At 70.1% G+C, this 17,235-nt stretch carries 13 protein-coding genes; 10 read left to right on the forward strand and 3 right to left on the reverse strand.

The features are described 5' to 3' along the window. Window positions 1-471 precede the first annotated feature (471 nt). The 5 genes from L3Q67_RS23005 (at window position 472) to icmF (ending at window position 9,523) form a co-directional block, all read left to right on the forward strand. Window positions 472-4,500, forward strand: coding sequence for a sensor histidine kinase (locus L3Q67_RS23005; RefSeq protein WP_499183540.1), 4,029 nt, complete (start codon window positions 472-474; stop codon window positions 4,498-4,500). Beyond that, window positions 4,497-4,943: a roadblock/LC7 domain-containing protein gene (locus tag L3Q67_RS23010; RefSeq protein ID WP_209668781.1), complete on the forward strand. Its 447-nt coding sequence runs from the start codon at window positions 4,497-4,499 to the stop codon at window positions 4,941-4,943. Before L3Q67_RS23005 ends, L3Q67_RS23010 begins: the two co-directional genes overlap by 4 nt. Before the next feature lie 7 nt (window positions 4,944-4,950). Next, entirely contained in the window at window positions 4,951-5,610 is a 660-nt protein-coding gene (locus L3Q67_RS23015) for a helix-turn-helix domain-containing protein (RefSeq protein WP_499183541.1), read from the forward strand. Continuing rightward, entirely contained in the window at window positions 5,591-6,211 is a 621-nt protein-coding gene (locus L3Q67_RS23020) for a GTP-binding protein (protein WP_499183542.1), read from the forward strand. The genes L3Q67_RS23015 and L3Q67_RS23020 overlap by 20 nt, the downstream gene beginning before the upstream one ends. Before the next feature lie 72 nt (window positions 6,212-6,283). Further along, complete coding sequence (gene icmF, locus L3Q67_RS23025) at window positions 6,284-9,523, forward strand: fused isobutyryl-CoA mutase/GTPase IcmF (RefSeq protein WP_499183543.1); 3,240 nt, start codon at window positions 6,284-6,286, stop codon at window positions 9,521-9,523. Window positions 9,524-9,527: 4 nt separating this feature from the next. Here the strand turns inward: icmF and L3Q67_RS23030 are convergent, their stop codons facing one another. Then, entirely contained in the window at window positions 9,528-9,974 is a 447-nt protein-coding gene (locus L3Q67_RS23030; protein ID WP_499183544.1) for a pyridoxamine 5'-phosphate oxidase family protein, read from the reverse strand. Window positions 9,975-10,049: 75 nt separating this feature from the next. Here L3Q67_RS23030 and L3Q67_RS23035 point away from each other — a divergent pair, with 75 nt between their 5' ends. The 3 genes from L3Q67_RS23035 to L3Q67_RS23045 are packed head-to-tail and all read left to right on the forward strand — an operon-like array spanning window position 10,050 to window position 12,706. Beyond that, window positions 10,050-10,796, forward strand: a complete 747-nt coding sequence (locus L3Q67_RS23035) for a DUF4383 domain-containing protein (protein ID WP_499183545.1) — start codon at window positions 10,050-10,052, stop codon at window positions 10,794-10,796. Between the two features lie 39 nt (window positions 10,797-10,835). Next, window positions 10,836-11,666, forward strand: a complete 831-nt coding sequence (locus tag L3Q67_RS23040) for an LLM class F420-dependent oxidoreductase (protein WP_499183546.1) — start codon at window positions 10,836-10,838, stop codon at window positions 11,664-11,666. Window positions 11,667-11,716: 50 nt separating this feature from the next. Beyond that, the gene (locus L3Q67_RS23045; protein WP_395901491.1) at window positions 11,717-12,706 is read left to right on the forward strand and encodes a TIGR03557 family F420-dependent LLM class oxidoreductase; all 990 of its coding nucleotides are present in this window, start codon (window positions 11,717-11,719) and stop codon (window positions 12,704-12,706) included. A 98-nt stretch (window positions 12,707-12,804) separates the two neighbouring features. Here the strand turns inward: L3Q67_RS23045 and L3Q67_RS23050 are convergent, their stop codons facing one another. Then, window positions 12,805-13,668: an NAD(P)-dependent oxidoreductase gene (locus L3Q67_RS23050; protein ID WP_499183547.1), complete on the reverse strand. Its 864-nt coding sequence runs from the start codon at window positions 13,666-13,668 to the stop codon at window positions 12,805-12,807. An 86-nt stretch (window positions 13,669-13,754) separates the two neighbouring features. Between L3Q67_RS23050 and L3Q67_RS23055 the strand changes: the two genes are divergently transcribed. Further along, window positions 13,755-14,336, forward strand: coding sequence for a TetR/AcrR family transcriptional regulator (locus L3Q67_RS23055; RefSeq protein WP_499183548.1), 582 nt, complete (start codon window positions 13,755-13,757; stop codon window positions 14,334-14,336). A gap of 1 nt (window position 14,337) precedes the next feature. Here the strand turns inward: L3Q67_RS23055 and kstR are convergent, their stop codons facing one another. Further along, a complete protein-coding gene (gene kstR, locus L3Q67_RS23060; RefSeq protein WP_209668772.1) occupies window positions 14,338-14,946 on the reverse strand; it encodes a cholesterol catabolism transcriptional regulator KstR in 609 nt (202 codons plus the stop codon). 161 nt (window positions 14,947-15,107) lie between these two features. On the opposite strand from kstR, the gene L3Q67_RS23065 reads away from it, so the two are divergent. Continuing rightward, complete coding sequence (locus tag L3Q67_RS23065) at window positions 15,108-17,228, forward strand: acyl-CoA dehydrogenase family protein (protein WP_499183549.1); 2,121 nt, start codon at window positions 15,108-15,110, stop codon at window positions 17,226-17,228. Window positions 17,229-17,235 lie beyond the last annotated feature (7 nt).

A 17,235-nucleotide genomic window follows, 5' to 3' on the forward strand; every position in this document is an offset into this window, starting at 1 on the left:
ACATCTTCGGGGATAAATTGCAGCTCAAGTCCGGTCCCAGTGGCACGGTAGGTATGAGTTCGGCGGTGGTGACGGCGGGTGATGGGCTATGTGGGTGACATGTCGTTCGGGGAAAGGCGCGGGTGTGTAACCGGAATTGGCGCCGCCGCCCGTCCGGGTGCGGCCGCCTCGGCCACCGGGTCGTCCCGATCACCATTTTTGCAGGTCAGTACGTGTTTGCTGAGCCGATCGAACAATCACACTATTGGTGTACGATTCCGGCACCACGCTGACTTTTGTGATCGATTGGGTGCTGCTGTTGTCCCCGTGCACGTGCAGATGGCATGTTGCGTCGTGCCGTGCATCCGCCCGGGGCGATGCACGAGCCGCAGCGCTTGAGCGAAGCCGGTGGCCGCACGCCGGCGGTGGATCGACGTGCTCGACGATGGCGAACAGGGAGTCACTTTCGTGACCGGTGCAGGAGAAGGCCAAGTGCCTGTTGGAAAGCTGCTCGGCAGGCCGCCCCGGCGGCCGCCGAGGTGGCGCTCGCTGGCCCGCTGGCGCGACTGGAACCTGCCGGTCAAGCTCAGCGCGGTGACGCTGGTGCCGATCCTCCTCGCGATCGTGCTCGGGGTGCTGACCATCGGCGGCCAGGTCGAGCGCTCGAGCAGCTACCAGCGGATGGACCGGCTGGTCTCACTCGGCGGGGAAATCCGCACCACGCTGGAAAACCTGCAGGCCGAGCGGGTGCGCACCGCCGAACTCCTGGTGCAGACCACGGCGCAGGACTCGCCGGAGCTGAACGAGCTCCGCACGCGTACCGACGGTTCCCTGCCCGGCCTGGACTCGGCGATCGAGCGGGCCACCGCGCTCGACCCGGGCGTGGTCAGCGCGGCCAGGGAAGCCGACGACCAGCTCTCGCGGCTGCGTCAGATCCGTGAGCAGGTGGACTCCGGCGGGCTCGAGCCCGCCCAGGCGATCACCGAGTACACCACCGTCGCCACCGGCCTGCTCAAGCTGGACACCGCGCTCACCGCGGGCATCAGCGACGACGCGATCGGGGGCACGCCGACCGCCCTGCACGACCTGATGGTGGCCAAGGAGGAGGTGTCGCTGGCGCAGGCGCTGGTGAGCTACGGCATCGCCCGCCGCACGCTCTCGCCCGCCGAGCTGAACCTGTTGCGCACCACCGAGGTGCGCCTCGCCGACCGGCTCGCCGACTTCCGCGCCGCCGCCTCGCAGGACCAGCGCCAGGACTTCGACACCACGGTCGCGGGGCCCAGCTTCGAAACCCGCGACACGCTGGTCCGGACCGCGCTCGGCGACCAGGGCCGGTCGCCGGAGGAAGCGCTGCGGGAGACCTCGGCGCAGCAGTGGACCGACAGCTCCACCGCCGTCGGCAGCCGGCTTTCCGAGGTCAGCGCCCGGATCGGCGGTCAGCTCGGCACCGTGTCGGCGAACCTGGCCGACCAGGCCAGCACCGGCGCCGGGGTGCTCACCGTGCTGCTGTTCGGCGCGCTGGTGCTGGCCGCGGCCGTGGTCTTCCTGATCACCCGGCAGCTGCTGCGTTCGCTGCGGGTACTGCGGGCCAGCGCGCTGGACATCGCCGAGCGGCAGCTGCCCGCGGCGGTGGAGAACATCCAGGACGGCCGCCCGCAGAGCACCGACGTGCAACCCGTTCCGGTGACGGTGAAGGACGAGGTCGGCGAGGTGGCCCGCGCGTTCGACGCGGTGCACAGCCAGGCGCTGCGGCTCGCGGTCGAGCAGGCGGCGATGCGGACCGGCTACAGCAGCGTGTTCGTCAACCTGTCCCGGCGCAGCCAGAGCCTGGTGCAGCGCCAGCTCCAGCTGATCGAGCGGCTCGAGCGCGACGAGGAGGACGCCGACCAGCTCGCCACGCTGTTCCAGCTCGACCACCTCGCCACCCGCATGCGCCGCAACAACGAGAACCTGATGGTGCTCTCCGGTGCCGAACCGGCGCGGCGTTCCGGGCAGCCGGTGTCCACAACGGACATGCTGCGCGCGGCGGTCTCGGAGATCGAGCAGTACCAGCGGGTGGTCGTGCAGCCGCCGCCCCCCGCCAGGGTGGTCGGGTACGCGGCGAGCGACCTGATGCGCCTGATCGCCGAGCTGCTCGACAACGCCACCGCGTTCTCCGCGCCGGAAACCCAGGTGACCGTGGCGACCCGGTTGTCGGAGGACCGCGTGCTCTCGGTGGACATCCTGGACAAGGGCATCGGGATGAACGAGGCCGAGGTCGCCGAAGCCAACGCGCGGCTGACCGAGGCCGGTTCGATCGACCTGGCGACCTCGCGCCGGATGGGCCTGTTCGTGGTCGGCAGGCTGGCCGGGCGGCACGGCATCGGCGTGCTGCTGCACGGTGGCCGTGACATCGTCGGCGTCCGCGCGACGGTGACCGTCCCTTCGGAACTGGTGATGGAGGCGGTGCCCGGCGCCGGCACGCGCCCGCGCCTCGAACCGCGGTCCGCGCCCGCGGCCAGCCCGTCCACCAGTCCGTCCACCAGCCTGTCCGCCGGTGCGCTTCCGCGCCGGAAGCCCAACGGCACCAGCCGGTCCGGCATCCTGCCGGTGCCCGCGCCCGCCCAGGGCAGTGCGCTGGAACGGCGGCTGAGCGGGGAAGAGGTGCCGAAGGCGTCGTCGGCGGAAATCTCCGGTACCGCGTTGTTCAGCCCGGTCACCCCGCACGTGGAACCGGCGGCCGAGCCGGAACCGCGGCCCGAGCTGGAAGCCGCGCCGCTGACCTCGAAGCCGAAGCCTCCGGAAAGAGAGGTCGAAGCCACGCTGCCGAGCGGCAAGGCGCTGTTCGTGTCCAGTTCGGACACCGGCAGCAGCAGCGGCGTGCTCAGCGACTGGTGGGCGGCGGCGGTGCCGCCGGAACCGCGGCCCGCGCCGGAGCCGGAGGAGTCGGAAAACACGCCGATCTTCGACGCGATGCTCTCGGCGTGGTTCCGCAAGAGCGAACCGGAAGCCGAGACGGAGGCGGCTCCGGCCGAAGCCAAGCCGGAACCGCGCGCGGAAGCCGAAGCCGGGCCGGACTGGAACTTCCCGTCGGACGAAAGCTGGCGAGCCGTCGAAGCAGCGGCCAAGACGGAGCCGTCGAGCTTCACCGCGGCCGGCCTGCCCCGGCGGCGGCGCGGGGAGAAGCTGCTGCCCGGCAGTGCCGCCGCGTCCAGCCCGGCGCCGGTCGCCAAGGGCACCGACCTGCCGGTGCGCGACCCGGCGAACGTGCGCGGGCGGCTGAGCAGCTTCCAGCAGGGCGTGACCCGTGGCCGGAAGGAAACCGGGAAGCTGGCGGACTCGAGCGAGGTGCCCGCCATCGCCCAGGTCCCCTTGGGCCCGGCGCCCGCCCCGGACCCCACGCGCCCCACCCCGGTGAAGCCCAGCCCCGCCACTCCCGCGACGGCCGAAAACTCGGCGGCGACCGCCACTCCCGCGGCGTCCGGCAAGTCTGCGGCGACCGAGAAGCCCGCGATGCCCGGGGAGTCTGCGGCGCCTGGCAACCCCGCAGCGCCTGGCGCCCCCGCGGTGCCCGGCAAGTCTGCGGTCCCCGGCAAATCTGCGGCGATCGAGAAGACTGCGGCGACCGGCGAGTCCGTGGCGACCGAGAACGTTCCGGCGACCAGGAAGGCTGCGGCCACCGGGAGTTCCGCGGCCACCGAGAAGTCCGCGGTGACCGAGAAGCCCGCTTCCACGGAGAAGGCCGCGGCGGGCGAAAACGCCACAGCGACCGGGAAGGCCACAGCGACCGGGAAGGCCACAGCGACCGGGAAGGCCACAGCGGCGGAGAAGGCCGCGGAGAGCGAAAAGGCCGAGTCGACCGGGGAGGCCCCGAAGTCGCAGAACGCGGCGTTGGCCCCGGAACCCGCGAAGCCCGAGGAAGCTCAGCCCACCAGGACGACGAGGGCGAAGCGCCCGACGCCGTCCGCCCAGACCGCGATACCGGATGAAGGAGTTCCCCAGCCCAAGCCCGCGCGGGCCAGGCGCGTCCCGAAGTCGAGCGAAGCCGACGAGCTCGCCCAGGCGACGAGGGCGCAGGAAGCCGCCCAGATCCTGAAGGCGTTGAAGGCCGAGGCGGCCGCGAAGCCGGTGAAGGACGATGAACACGTCCAGCCCGCCAAGTCCGCCACCGCCCTGCCCATGCGCAAGCCGAAGGCCGCGCGGTCCGGAGTGGACACCAGGGCCGCCGAGCTGTTCGCTGACGCGGCCACCGAGGAGTACAAGGGTTTCGGCACCGACGAGGGGTGGCAGGCCGCGCAGGCGGTCGCCGAGGCGACACCCTCCAGTTTCACCGCGGCGGGACTGCCCCGCCGGCGGCGTGGTGAGCACCTGGTGCCCGGCAGCGCCGCACCCGCTACCCCGGCCGCCCTACCGCGGCCGGGTCGTGACCCGCATGATGTGCGCGGCCGGTTGAGCAGTTTCCAGCAGGGCGTCCGCCGCGGGCGGCACCACAACGCTCAGGCCGCCGCGGACGGGAAAACAGAGAAAGTGGAGGGTGAATGACTTCCCCTAGTTCGGGCCAGCCCAACCAGTTCGGGTGGCTGGTCAACGACTTCGCCGAGCGGGTCCCCGGGGTCGCGCACGCCGTGGTGGTCTCGGCCGACGGACTGCTGCTGACCGCGTCGAACCGGCTGCCGCTGGACCGGGCCGACCAGCTCGCCGCCGTGGCCTCCGGCCTGGTCAGCCTGACCCAGGGCGCGGCGCGCTGCTTCGAGGCGGGCGCGGTCAACGAGACCGTGGTGGAGATGGAACTCGGCATCATGGTGCTGATGTCCATCAGCGACGGTTCCTGCCTCGCCGTGCTCGCCGCACCGAACTGCGACATCGGCCAGGTCGCCTACGAGATGACCATGCTGGTCGACCGGGTCGGCCAGATCCTCACCCCGGAGCTCCGCGCCCAGCTGCAGGGAGCGGGCGGTTCGCTGATCGGCGAACCGGTGGGATGATGACCCGATGAGCACGGGACCGGCTCACGGGCGGGAGCAGCGGGACGACGGCACCTTCGCCGACGTCCTCAACGGCTTCACCCTGGATTCCGGTCGTGGACGTCGTAAGCGCAAGAAGGACAAGGACGGTCATGCTCATGCTCAGTCACCCGACGCACCGACGGCTGAAACGCGGGGGGACCCGATGACGCCCCCGCCGGCGCCGGTCGCCGACATCCTCGCGCCGCACAACGCGCTGTTCGACACCGGGTCCCAGCGCCACGGTCACCACAGCGCGCCCGCCTACCGGCCGCCACCCGTGCCCGAGCCGCCGTCGGCGCTCGAAGAGACCGCCATCGTCCGCCCGTACGCGCTGACCGGCGGGCGCACGAAGGCGAACCGCGTCCTCGAACTGGAGACGCTGATCTCCACGAACGCGGAGGAGGCCACCTCCTTCGTGCCCGAACAGATCGAGCAGACCTCGATCGTGGAAGAATGCCGGACCCCCCGTTCCGTCGCGGAGATCGCCTCGGCGTTGCGGGTGCCGCTGGGTGTGGCCAGGGTCCTGATCAGTGATGCCGCGGACGCCGGCCTGGTCATCGTGCACAAGACGGCCTCCGGCAGCGACAACGACGAGGCACATCTGATCTTGATGGAAAGGGTTTTGAGTGGACTCCGTCGGCTTTGAGGCTCCGCGGGAGAGCGCACCGGGCACCATGACCTCGGCGAAGATCGTGGTCGCCGGTGGTTTCGCCGCCGGCAAGACGACCTTCGTCGGGTCGGTGTCGGAGATCGTGCCGCTCACCACCGAAGCGATGATGACCGAGGCCAGTGCCGGTGTCGACGACCTGCGGGCGACCCCGAACAAGGCCACCACCACGGTGGCGATGGACTTCGGCCGCGTCTCGCTGGACTCGGACCTGATCCTGTACCTGTTCGGCACGCCGGGGCAGCAGCGCTTCTGGTTCATGTGGGACGACCTGGTGCGCGGTGCCATCGGCGCGGTGGTGCTGGCCGACACGCGCCGCCTGGCCGACTCGTTCGCGCCGGTCGACTTCTTCGAGGACCGCGGTCTGCCCTACATCATCGGGCTGAACTGCTTCGACGGGGAACTGCTCCACGACGTCGAGGACGTGCGCGAGGCGCTCTCGATCGATCCGAGCATCCCGATCGTCCAGTGCGACGCGCGCGACCGCGAGTCCACCAAGCAGACCCTGATCACCATGGTGGAGTACGCCATGCGCCAGTGGCTGGCCCGTCGCGGCGGGGTGACGGCCGGCGCGCGGTAGAAAGTCTGGTGAGTCTGCTCACACGATGGTGGTGGCCTTCAAAATAGTAGGAAGTCCAAGTATTTTGAAGGGATGAGCACCGAGCTGCACCAGCCCGCGCACCCCGTCCGGTTCGTGACCGCGTCCAGCCTGTTCGACGGACACGACGCCTCGATCAACATCATGCGGCGGATCCTGCAGTCGCAGGGCGCCGAAGTGGTGCACCTCGGGCACAACCGATCGGTGGACGAGGTGGTCACCGCGGCCATCTCCGAGGACGTGCAGGGCGTGGCCATCAGCGCCTACCAGGGCGGGCACGTCGAGTACTTCAGCTACCTGGTGGAGCTGCTCAACGAGCGCGGGGCCGGGCACATCCGGGTCTACGGCGGTGGCGGCGGCGTGATCGTGCGCGAGGAGATCGACCTGCTGCACTCGCGCGGGGTGGCCAGGATCTTCTCGCCGGAGGACGGCCAGCGGCTCGGCCTGCCCGGCATGATCAACCTGATGATCCGCGAGTGCGACACGGACCTGTCCGAGAACGGCTCCGGATCGGTCGAGAAGCTGCTCTCCGGGGACGTACCCGAGCTGGCGAGGGCGATCACCCGGCTGCAGCTGGGCACGCTGCCGCAGGACCACCTCACCGCGATCACCGAGGCCGCCAAGTCCCGGCAGGCGCCGGTGCTCGGCATCACCGGAACGGGTGGTTCGGGCAAGTCCTCGCTGACCGACGAGCTGATCCGTCGGTTCCGGCTGGACCAGGAGGACAAGCTGCGCATCGCGGTGCTCGCGGTGGACCCGTCGCGGCGGCGTGGCGGCGGCGCGCTGCTCGGTGACCGGATCCGGATGAACTGCCTGGACGGCTCGCCGGTGTTCTTCCGCTCCCTGGCCACCCGCACCACCAGCGGTGAGATCCCCGCCGGGCTGGACGAGTCGGTGCTGGCCTGCAAGGCGGCGGGCTACGACCTGGTGATCGTGGAGACCCCCGGGATCGGCCAGGGTGATGCGGGCATCGTCGACCACGTGGACCACTCGCTGTATGTGATGACGCCGGAGTTCGGCGCCGCGTCGCAGCTGGAGAAGATCGACATGCTCGACTTCGCCGACGCGGTCGCGATCAACAAGTTCGAGCGCCGCGGGGCCGAGGACGCCCGCCGCGACGTGGCGCGCCAGCTGGTGCGCAACCGCGAGGCCTTCGGTTCCGCGCCCGAGGACATGCCGGTCTTCGGCACCTCGGCGGCGAAGTTCAACGACGACGGCGTCACCGCGCTGTACCAGCACCTGCGCGACGCGCTGGCGGAGAAGGGCCTGTCCGTCTCGGCCGGGGTGCTGCCGCGGGTCGAAGGCAAGGTGTCGACCGACGCCAGCACGATCATCCCGTCCTCGCGGGCCCGCTACCTGTCCGACATCGCCGACGCCGTGCGCGGCTACCACCAGCGCACGATCGACCAGGTCGCGGCGGTGCGCCGGCGTGAGCACCTGGAGACCGCGCGCGAGGCGCTCGCCGAGGCCGGGGACGACGTGGCCGCGGTGGAGAAGCTGGCCGAGCGGGCGGCCGCCGAGGTCGACGCCGACATCCGCCGCCTGCTGGAGGACTGGGCCGGGCTGGCCGAGTCCTACCGCGCCGACGAGCTGGTGGTGAAGATCCGCGACAAGGAGCTGCGCACCCAGCTCTGGCGCGAGACCCTGTCCGGCAGCCGGATCCCGCGCGTGGCGCTGCCGCGCTACACCGAGACCGGCGAGCTGCTCTCGTTCCTCCGCCGCGAGCACCTGCCCGGCTACTTCCCCTACACCGCGGGCGTTTTCCCGTTCAAGCGCGAGGGTGAGGACCCGGCCCGCATGTTCGCGGGGGAGGGCGACGCGTTCCGCACCAACCGCCGGTTCAAGTACCTGTCGTCGGACTCCGAGGCCAAGCGCCTGTCCACCGCATTCGACTCGGTGACGCTGTACGGGCACGACCCGGACACCCGCCCCGACATCTACGGCAAGGTCGGCACCTCGGGTGTGTCGATCGCGACGCTGGAGGACATGCGGGCGCTCTACGACGGCTTCGACCTCACCGCGCCGAACACCTCGGTGTCGATGACGATCAACGGCCCGGCGCCGACGATCCTGGCGTTCTTCCTGAACACCGCGATCGACCAGCGGGTGGAGGCGTTCAAGGCCGAGCACGGCCGCGAACCGTCCGAAGCGGAGGCCGCCGAGCTGCGGGAGTGGGCGCTGCGCAACGTCCGCGGCACCGTGCAGGCCGACATCCTCAAGGAGGACCAGGGGCAGAACACCTGCATCTTCTCCACCGAGTTCAGCCTGCGCATGATGGCCGACATCCAGGAGTGGTTCATCGAGCACGGGGTGCGGAACTTCTACTCGGTGTCCATCTCCGGCTACCACATCGCCGAGGCGGGCGCGAACCCCATCTCGCAGCTGGCCTTCACCCTGTCCAACGGCTTCACCTACGTCGAGTCGTACCTGGCGCGCGGCATGGACATCGACGACTTCGCGCCGAACCTGTCGTTCTTCTTCTCCAACGGCATGGACGCGGAGTACTCGGTGCTCGGCCGGGTGGCGCGGCGGATCTGGGCGGTGGCCATGCGCGAGCGCTACGGCGCGAACGAACGCTCGCAGAAGCTCAAGTACCACGTGCAGACCTCGGGCCGGTCGCTGCACGCGCAGGAGATGAGCTTCAACGACATCCGCACCACGCTGCAGGCGCTGTGCGCGCTCTACGACAACGCGAACTCCTTGCACACCAACGCGTTCGACGAGGCGATCACCACGCCGTCGGAGAGTTCGGTGCGCCGCGCGATGGCCATCCAGATGATCATCAACAAGGAATGGGGCCTGTCGAAGAACGAGAACCCGCTGCAGGGCGCGTTCATCATCGACGAGCTGACCGACCTGGTCGAGGAGGCCGTGCTGGCCGAGTTCGACCGAATCTCCGAGCGCGGCGGCGTGCTCGGCGCGATGGAGACCGGCTACCAGCGCGGCCGCATCCAGGACGAGTCGATCCTGTACGAGCGGCTCAAGCACGACGGCACGCTGCCGATCATCGGCGTGAACACCTTCCGGAACCCGCACCCGGAGGAGGACGAGGTCGAGGTCGAACTCGCGCGGGCGACCGAGGACGAGAAGGAGTCGCAACTGCGCCGGCTCGCGGACTTCCAGCAGCGGCACACCACCGAGGCCGCGGAAGCGCTGCGCACCCTGCGGGAGGCCGCGACCCGCGGTGACGAGAACCTGTTCGGCGTGCTGATGGACGCCGCGCGCGTGTGCTCGCTCGGCCAGATCACCGAGGCGTTCTTCGAGGTGGGCGGGCAGTACCGCCGTAACGTGTAGCGGCTCAGCCGTTGCCGGTGAGCCGGTCCGCGGTGATGAACACCGCGGCCCGGCGCTCGGCGGCCATCACGCGGTCGTACTCGGCCCAGTCGTCGTGCGTGCCGGTCGCCGCGCGGAAGACCTCGCGCAGGAGCGTGGGCAAGCCGTCGGGGTCGAAGCCGGGCTCGGCGTCGTCCGGGCCGATGATCCGCACTTGGCCCTGCGCGCCCGCCCAGTTCCAGCCGCGGCGGAAGACGATGGTGGCGTGCCCGGCGGTGCGCAGCAGCCGCAGCTTCAGCGAGTCACCGCGGGCGACGAAGCCGACCGACGGCACCCCGCTCACCGGATCGTCGATCAGCCCGGCGTTGACCACGGACGAGTGGACGGTGCCGTTCGCTCGAACGGTGGAAATGGTGGCCAGGCCGTGCTCTTCGAGCGCGAGGCGGCGGAGGAGCTCCAGATCGGCGGGCATGGCGTCACCCTAGTGGTTTGTCGGCGGAATGCCCGGGGTAATCGTCCCCATCAACTCCGTGAAGGGGAAAACGACATGGCTCGCGCAACGACCGAGAAGACCCTGCGTCCGCACCGGGCCGGCCTCCAGCCGGTCCAGATACTCGCCGGGCTGGTCGGGCTGGCGTTCCTGGTGTTCGGTGTGGTCGGCCTGGTCCGCACCGGCTTCGGCGACTTCGCCGGGCACTCCCACGGAACCCTGCTCGGCTTCGCCATCAACCCGTTCCACAACGTGCTGCACATCCTCAGCGGCCTGCTCGGCGTGCTGATGGCCACCGCATCCGGGCTGGCCAGGATGTACGGCTGGATCCTGCTGATCGCCTACGGCGCGGTGTTCGTCTGGGGCCTGATGATCACCGGCGTGATCGCCACCAACCCGATCTCGGGCATGGGTGACCCGCTGCACATCAACGTCGCGGACAACTGGCTGCACGGCGGCCTGGCGCTGCTCGGCCTGCTCATGGCCGTGCTGCCCGCGCGCAAGGTGGTCAAGACCGAGATCCCGCTGGACGACGGGCACGACCGGGAGACCCCGGCCGAGACCACCGGCGAGCACCGGTTGACCGACCGGACCACCGGTGAGAACCGGTTGACCGACCGGACCACCGACGACAACCGGTTGACCGACCGGACCACCGACGACAACCGGTTGACCGACCAGACCACCGGCGAGCACCGGTTGACCGACCGGACGGCCGAGCACGAGCCGGTGACCGACCGCACCGCCCGCACCGAGCCGCCCACCGCGCCGATCTCGGCGCCGAAGCACTCCCGGACCCGCTGACGGGAATAACCGCCGGGGCGGCCCTGGTTCGCCACGAACATGGACTTCGGTATCTCCACGTTCGTGACCGACGAGGGCATCCGCCCCGGCGTGCTCGGCCGGGCGCTGGAAGAGCGCGGGTTCGACTCGCTCTTCCTCGCCGAGCACTCCCACATCCCGGCGAGCCGGGAGTCGCCCTACCCGCCGGGTGGTGACCTGCCCCGGATCTACTACCGCACGCTCGATCCGTTCGTCACACTGGCCGCCATCGCCGAGACCACGTCGAACCTGCTGCTCGGCACCGGTGTCGCCCTGCTCGTCCAGCGCGACCTGTTCCACACCGCGAAGGAAGTGGCCAGCCTCGACCTGATCTCCGGCGGCCGCGTGCTGTTCGGGGTCGGCGTGGGCTGGAACCGCGAGGAGATGCGCAACCACGGCACCGACCCGCGCACCCGCGGCGCGCTGCTGGACGAGCAACTCCAGGCCCTCAAATTGCTGTGGACTCAGGAAGAGGCCGAGTTCCACGGCAAGTTCGTCGACTTCGACCCGGTGTTCTCGTGGCCGAAGCCGGTGCAAGAGCCGCACCCGCCGATCTACATCGGCGGCGAGAGCGAGGCCGCGCTGAACCGGCTGGCGAAGTACGGCGACGCCTGGCTGCCGCGCCCGGGCACCACACCGGAGGAGATCCGCCGGGTGAAGAGCTGGCTGGCCGAACAGGGCCGCGAAAACGTGCCGATGACCATCTTCGGCGCGCGGGCCGACGCCGGCGAAGCGGCCGCGCTGGCCGAAGCCGGGGTCGACCGGCTGACCTTCCTGCTGCCGACGCTGCCGGAAGCGGAGTCGCTGCGCAAACTCGACGAGTTCGCGCGCTTCGCGGGCGGATTCCGGTGAGCGGAGTAGGTTGGCCAAGCGAGACCACGGGTGAGAAGGGGTAATAGTTCGTGAGTGAAGTCCAGATCGGAATCGCGGCGGCGCTGGAGCAGTTCTCGCCGCGGGAATCCATCGAGCTGGCCGCGCTGGCCGAGCAGCACGGGTTCTCCGGGCAGATGGCCGCCGACCATTTCCAGCCGTGGGTACCGGCGCAGGGCGAGGCCTCGTTCGTGTGGAGCGTGCTGGCGTCGCTGGCCGAGAACACCACCGGCGACCTCGGGCCGGGCGTGACCTGCCCGTCCTTCCGGCTGCACCCGGCGATCGTGGCGCAGGCCGCGGCGACGCTGGAGGCCACCTACCCGGGGCGGACCTGGCTGGGCATCGGCTCCGGTGAGTCGCTCAACGAGCACATCATCGGCGGCTACTGGCCGGAGGCGCCCGAGCGGGTGCGCCGGATGTTCGAGGCGCTGGAAATCATCAAGAAGCTGTTCAGCGGGCAGGATGTCAAGCACAGCGGGGAGTTCTTCAAGCTGCACACCACACGGCTGTGGACCCTGCCGGACGCGCCGCCGCCGATCTACATCGCCTCGGCCGGGCCGTACACCTCCCGCAAGACCGGTGAGCTGGCCGACGGCCTGATCACGCCGGGCGCGTCGCTGGAGAAGCTGGCAGGCATCCTGGACAACTTCGGCAAGGGCGCGAAGAAAGCGGGCAAGGACCCGGACGCGATGCCGAAGCTGCTGCAGGTCCACCTGTCGTGGGCGTCGACCGAAGAGGAGGCGCTGAGCAACGCGATGGAGCAGTGGCCCAACGGCGGCATGAAGTTCCCGAAGGCCGACGTGCGCTCGCCGTTCGACTTCGAGCAGATGGCGAAGCTGGTGCGCCCGGAGGACTTCGAGGGCCGGATGGTCATCTCGTCCGACCCGGACGTGCACCGCGCCTCGCTGCAGAAGTTCGTCGACGCCGGGTTCAACCGGATCTACGTGCACAACGTGGGCCGGAACCAGAAGGAGTGGATCGAGGTGTTCGGCCGGGACGTCCTGCCGAAGCTGCACGCCTGAGTGCCATGACCTGAGTGCTATGAGTGGGGCATTACTTGCGTTCATTGCAAGTAATGCCCCACTCATAGCGTTCGGCGGCTCTCGGGCCGTATCCCGCTTCAGCGCCGGAACGTCTCGATCAGACTGGTGAAGCTGTCGCCGGCGTGGCCGTCGGCGATCCCGCGGCGGACGATCTCCAGCATCGCGGTGGGCAACGTGGCGTCCACCCCCGAGTCCCCGGCCGTGCGCACGACGTGCTCGATGCTCGCGGCGCTCATGGACAGCCGGTCCACGTCGCCGGAGTGATCGCCCGCGTCGATTCGCGGTGCGTAGAACTCGAAGAATTCCGTCATTCCGGCGTGGGTCTTCGATGCGGTTTTCGCGAACTCCGTCGCGGAAATGCCGTTGGCCCGCGCCATCGCGGTCGCGTGCACGTAGCCGAGCAGCGCGGTCCAGAACATGCTGATTTCGAGCTGGTAGTACAGCGCCGCCAAGCCCGGGTCCTCGCCCCGGTAGTCGATGCCCGTCAGCAACTCCAACGTCGCCCGATGCGCGTCGAGCACCTCGCGTGAGCCGCTGTACAACGTCACCGGACCAGGTGTGCCGATGCCGGACGGTGGGGTGAGCACGCCGCCGGTGAGGTGCGCGGCCCCCAAGGCCGCCAGCCAGCTCGTGGCCCGGCGAGCCTCGGCAGGGGTGGCCGAACTCAGGTTGACGAAGGTCCGGCCGCCGAGTTCGTCCTTCGCCTGCTCGAGGAGCGCGTACACAGCGGCGTAGTCGGTCAAGCTGAGGATGGTCAGGTCACCCGCCTTCACCGCTTCGCCGACCGTGGGCGCCCGGATGGCGCCCTTCGCCACGAGATCATCGGCCCTCTCCGGAGTCCGGTTCCACACGGTGACCTCGTACCCGTGAGCGAGGAACACGTTCGCCATCGCCTGTCCCATCGGGCCGAGGCCGAGCACGGTCACTGCTTGCTGCTGCACGTCGACTCCTCCTAAAACGAACGTTCTATTCCGGGCGCAAGGTAGCACAGCTCTAAAACGAACGTTCTATCCGATAGGATGGCCGGATGGAGACCAAGTCGCCGGGTACCCGCGAGCGCATCGTTCTGGCCACGTCACGGCTGATGCAGCGGCAAGGCTACGACGGCACCGGCCTCAAGCAGATTTCCCGGGAGGCGGAGGCCACGCTGGGCTCGGTCTACCACTTCTTCCCCGGCGGGAAGCGGGAACTGGCGGTGGCCGCGGTCCAGCACGGCGACCAGGAGTTCGCGGACATGCTGCGGGAGGTCTTCGCGGACCACGAAGACCCGGCCGAAGCCGTGGCCGCCTGCGCTGTCGCGCTCGGCGCCGGGTTGAAGGAGTCCGGCTGGGTCGACGGCTGCCCGGTCGCCACGACCGCGCTGGGCGCGGCCGATCGCGAAACCGGCATCCAGGAGGCCGCTGCCGCCGCCTTCGCGCACTGGCAGGACCTGGTGTACGACAAGCTCCGCGGCGCGGGCATCGCGGAGAGCGACGCCAGCGCGCTGGCCACCACGGTGGTCAGCGCGCTGGAAGGCGCCGAGCTGTCCGCTCAGGTGTCGAAGAGCGAGCAGCCGCTGCTGGACGCGGGCAGGCACCTCGCCCAGCTGATCGGCTTCTACCGGCCTTAGCTCACTTGTCCAGGAGCAGGTGGACCGAGAGTTCCAGCCGGTTCGCCACGTCCGCGGCCGAGGCCCGCCGGGTCACCCAGGCGACCAGGTTCGCCATCCAGACGTCGGCGATCACGTGGAAGATGTCCCGGTCCGCCTCGGTCGGGTCGTCGATGCCCATCGCGGTGGCGAACATGTTCTCCATCAGCCGTCCGACGTGCTCGACCTCGGTGGCCGCGGTGGTGTCGGCGAACATGAACGCGCGCACCATCGCCTCGGTCAGGTGCGGGTCGCGCTGCATCAGCCGGGTGTTGCGCCCCAGCACGAACAACAGCCGCTCGGTGGGGGAGTCGCCGGGGATGGCGCCGCGCTGCAGCTTCTCCTGCGCGCGTTCGAACTCCCTGGCCAGCCCGGAAACCAGCAGGTGGATCTTCGACGGGAAGTACCGGTAGAGGGTGCCGAGCGCCACATCGGCGCGTTCGGCGACGGCTCGCATCTGTACGGCGTCGTACCCGCCCTTGGACGCCAGTGCCAGCGTGGCGTCGACGATCCGTTTGCGACGGTCGCGCTGGGCGGCCGAGCCCAGCTCGTCCCCGTTCAGCGTGCCCATGGGGGCCTTCTGCTTGCTCATCGGGCGGTCCCCCGGTCCGGTCGAAACTTGTTCCAGTTTGTCCCTGAAGGGTACCTAACCTGACGGGTGGTTCAAACCAGGGGGCTTGACGACCTAAAGTGAAACACGTTCTATTTATGGACCGGGTTGGTTCGTGTGGGTTCGAGGACGTGGAGGTAACCGTGCCGATCGCCATCACCGAGGAGCAGCGGGCACTGGCCGACTCGATCCGCGCGTGGGCCGCGGATGACCGGCCGGTGGAACTCCTCCGCGGTGATCAGGGCTTCGACGGCTGTCTCGTGGCGCTGGGGCGCATCGGCCTGTTCTCGGTGGCCGTGCCGGAAGCGCTGGACGGCGCCGGAGCCGGGGTGGTGGACGCGGCCTCCGGCCTCGAAATCACCGCCGAAGCGCTGGTGCCGGGCCCGGTGTTCAGCAGCCTGCTCGCCGCGTTGCTGCTGGGCCGGGCCCCGGACACCCCCGCGGCCAAGGAACTCGTGCCCGCGCTGACCGACGGCTCGGCCACTGCGGCCGTCGCCTGGACCTCGCTCGGAGCGCGACCCGGCCCCGATGGATCGTTGCTGGTCAGCGGCGACACCGGGCCCGTGCTGGACGCCGATCCGGCCGCTCACCTGTTGCTCCACGCCGGTGACCAGTGGTTCGTGCTGCCGCCGGGGTCCGCCGGGGTGGAGGTCATCGCCGTCGACTCGATGGACCTGTCCCGCTCGCTCGGCACGATCCGGCTCACCGATGTCGTCGTGCCCGCCGACGCCTTCATCCCCGCATCGGGTGACGTCCGGGCACTCGCGGCCACCTTGGCCTGCGCCGAGGCCGCCGGGATCGCCCAATGGTGTCTGCGCACGGCCGTCGACTACGCCAAGGTCCGCGAGCAGTTCGGCCGTCCCATCGGCTCGTTCCAGGCGATCAAGCACCTGTGCGCGGAGATGCTCTGCCGCGCCGAGGCCACCGCCGCGCTGGCGTGGGACGCCGCGCGCGCGGCCGACGAGCCCGACGCCGACCAGCAGGAGTTCACCGCCGCGACCGCTGCCGGGTTCGCCCTCGACGCCGCGGTGGAGAACGCGAAGGACTGCATCCAGGTGCTCGGCGGCATCGGCTTCACCTGGGAACACGACGCCCACCTCTACCTACGGCGCGCGGTCACCCTGCGCCAGGTGTTCGGCGGTGGCGCGTACTGGCGGCGTCGCGCGGCCGAACTCGCGCTCGGCGGGGTCCGCCGTGGCGGCGACACCGCCACCGCGAGCGATCCCGAAATACGGGCGCTGGCCGAGGAAATCGCCGCGCTGCCTCTTGCCGAACAGCGCCGGAAGCTGGCCGAGACCGGGCTGCTCACTCCACATTGGCCGGAGCCGTACGGCCTCGGTGCGTCCGCGGCCCGTCAACTGGTCATCGACGCCGAACTGGATCGCGCCGGGGTCACCCGGCCGGAGCTGATCGTCGGCGCGTGGGCGGCGCCGACCATCCTGGAACACGGCACGGACGCGCAGCGGGAAAAGTACGTCGGGCCGACCCTGCGCGGTGAGATCACGTGGTGCCAGTTGTTCAGCGAACCCGGCGCCGGATCGGACCTGGCTTCCTTGCGCACCAAGGCGATTCGGGTCGACGGCGGCTGGCGGATCTCCGGGCAGAAGGTGTGGACCTCGCTGGCCGACCGGGCGGACTGGGGAATCTGCCTGGCGCGCACCGATCCGGAAGCACCGCAGCACCGCGGCATCACCTATTTCCTGGTCGACATGCACGCGGAAGGCATCGAAATCCGGCCGTTGCGGGAGATCACCGGTGAGGCACGGTTCAACGAGGTGTTCCTCGAAGACGTCTTCGTGCCGGACGAACAGGTCGTCGGCGAGGTCAACGGCGGCTGGAGGCTCGCGCGCACCACGTTGGCCAACGAACGGGTCGCGATGGGCTCGGGCACGTTGGTGGGGGAGGGCGTCGAACGGCTCGTCCGGCAACTGCGCGGCAGGACCGCGGATCCGCTGTTGCTGGACCGCCTCGGCGCGTTGATCGCGGACGGTTCGGCCGGGTCGTTGCTGGGGCTGCGCGGTACGTTGCGGACGCTGGCGGGACAGGATCCCGGTCCGGAATCCAGCGTGCGCAAGCTGATCGGCGTGCGGCACCGGCAGGAGGTCGCCGAGACCGCGCTCGAAGTCGTTGGCCCGCAAGGGGAATCGGTGAAGGAAGCGCAGTACGAGTTCCTGGTCTCGCGCTGCCTGAGCATCGCCGGCGGCACCACCCAGGTGCTCCGGAACGTGGCCGCCGAGCGACTGCTGGGCCTCCCTCGCGCGTAATTGTCGG

Origin of the sequence: Saccharothrix sp. AJ9571 (assembly GCF_021725495.1) — a bacterium.
In the GTDB taxonomy this organism is placed as follows: Bacteria; Actinomycetota; Actinomycetes; order Mycobacteriales; family Pseudonocardiaceae; genus Amycolatopsis; species Amycolatopsis magusensis.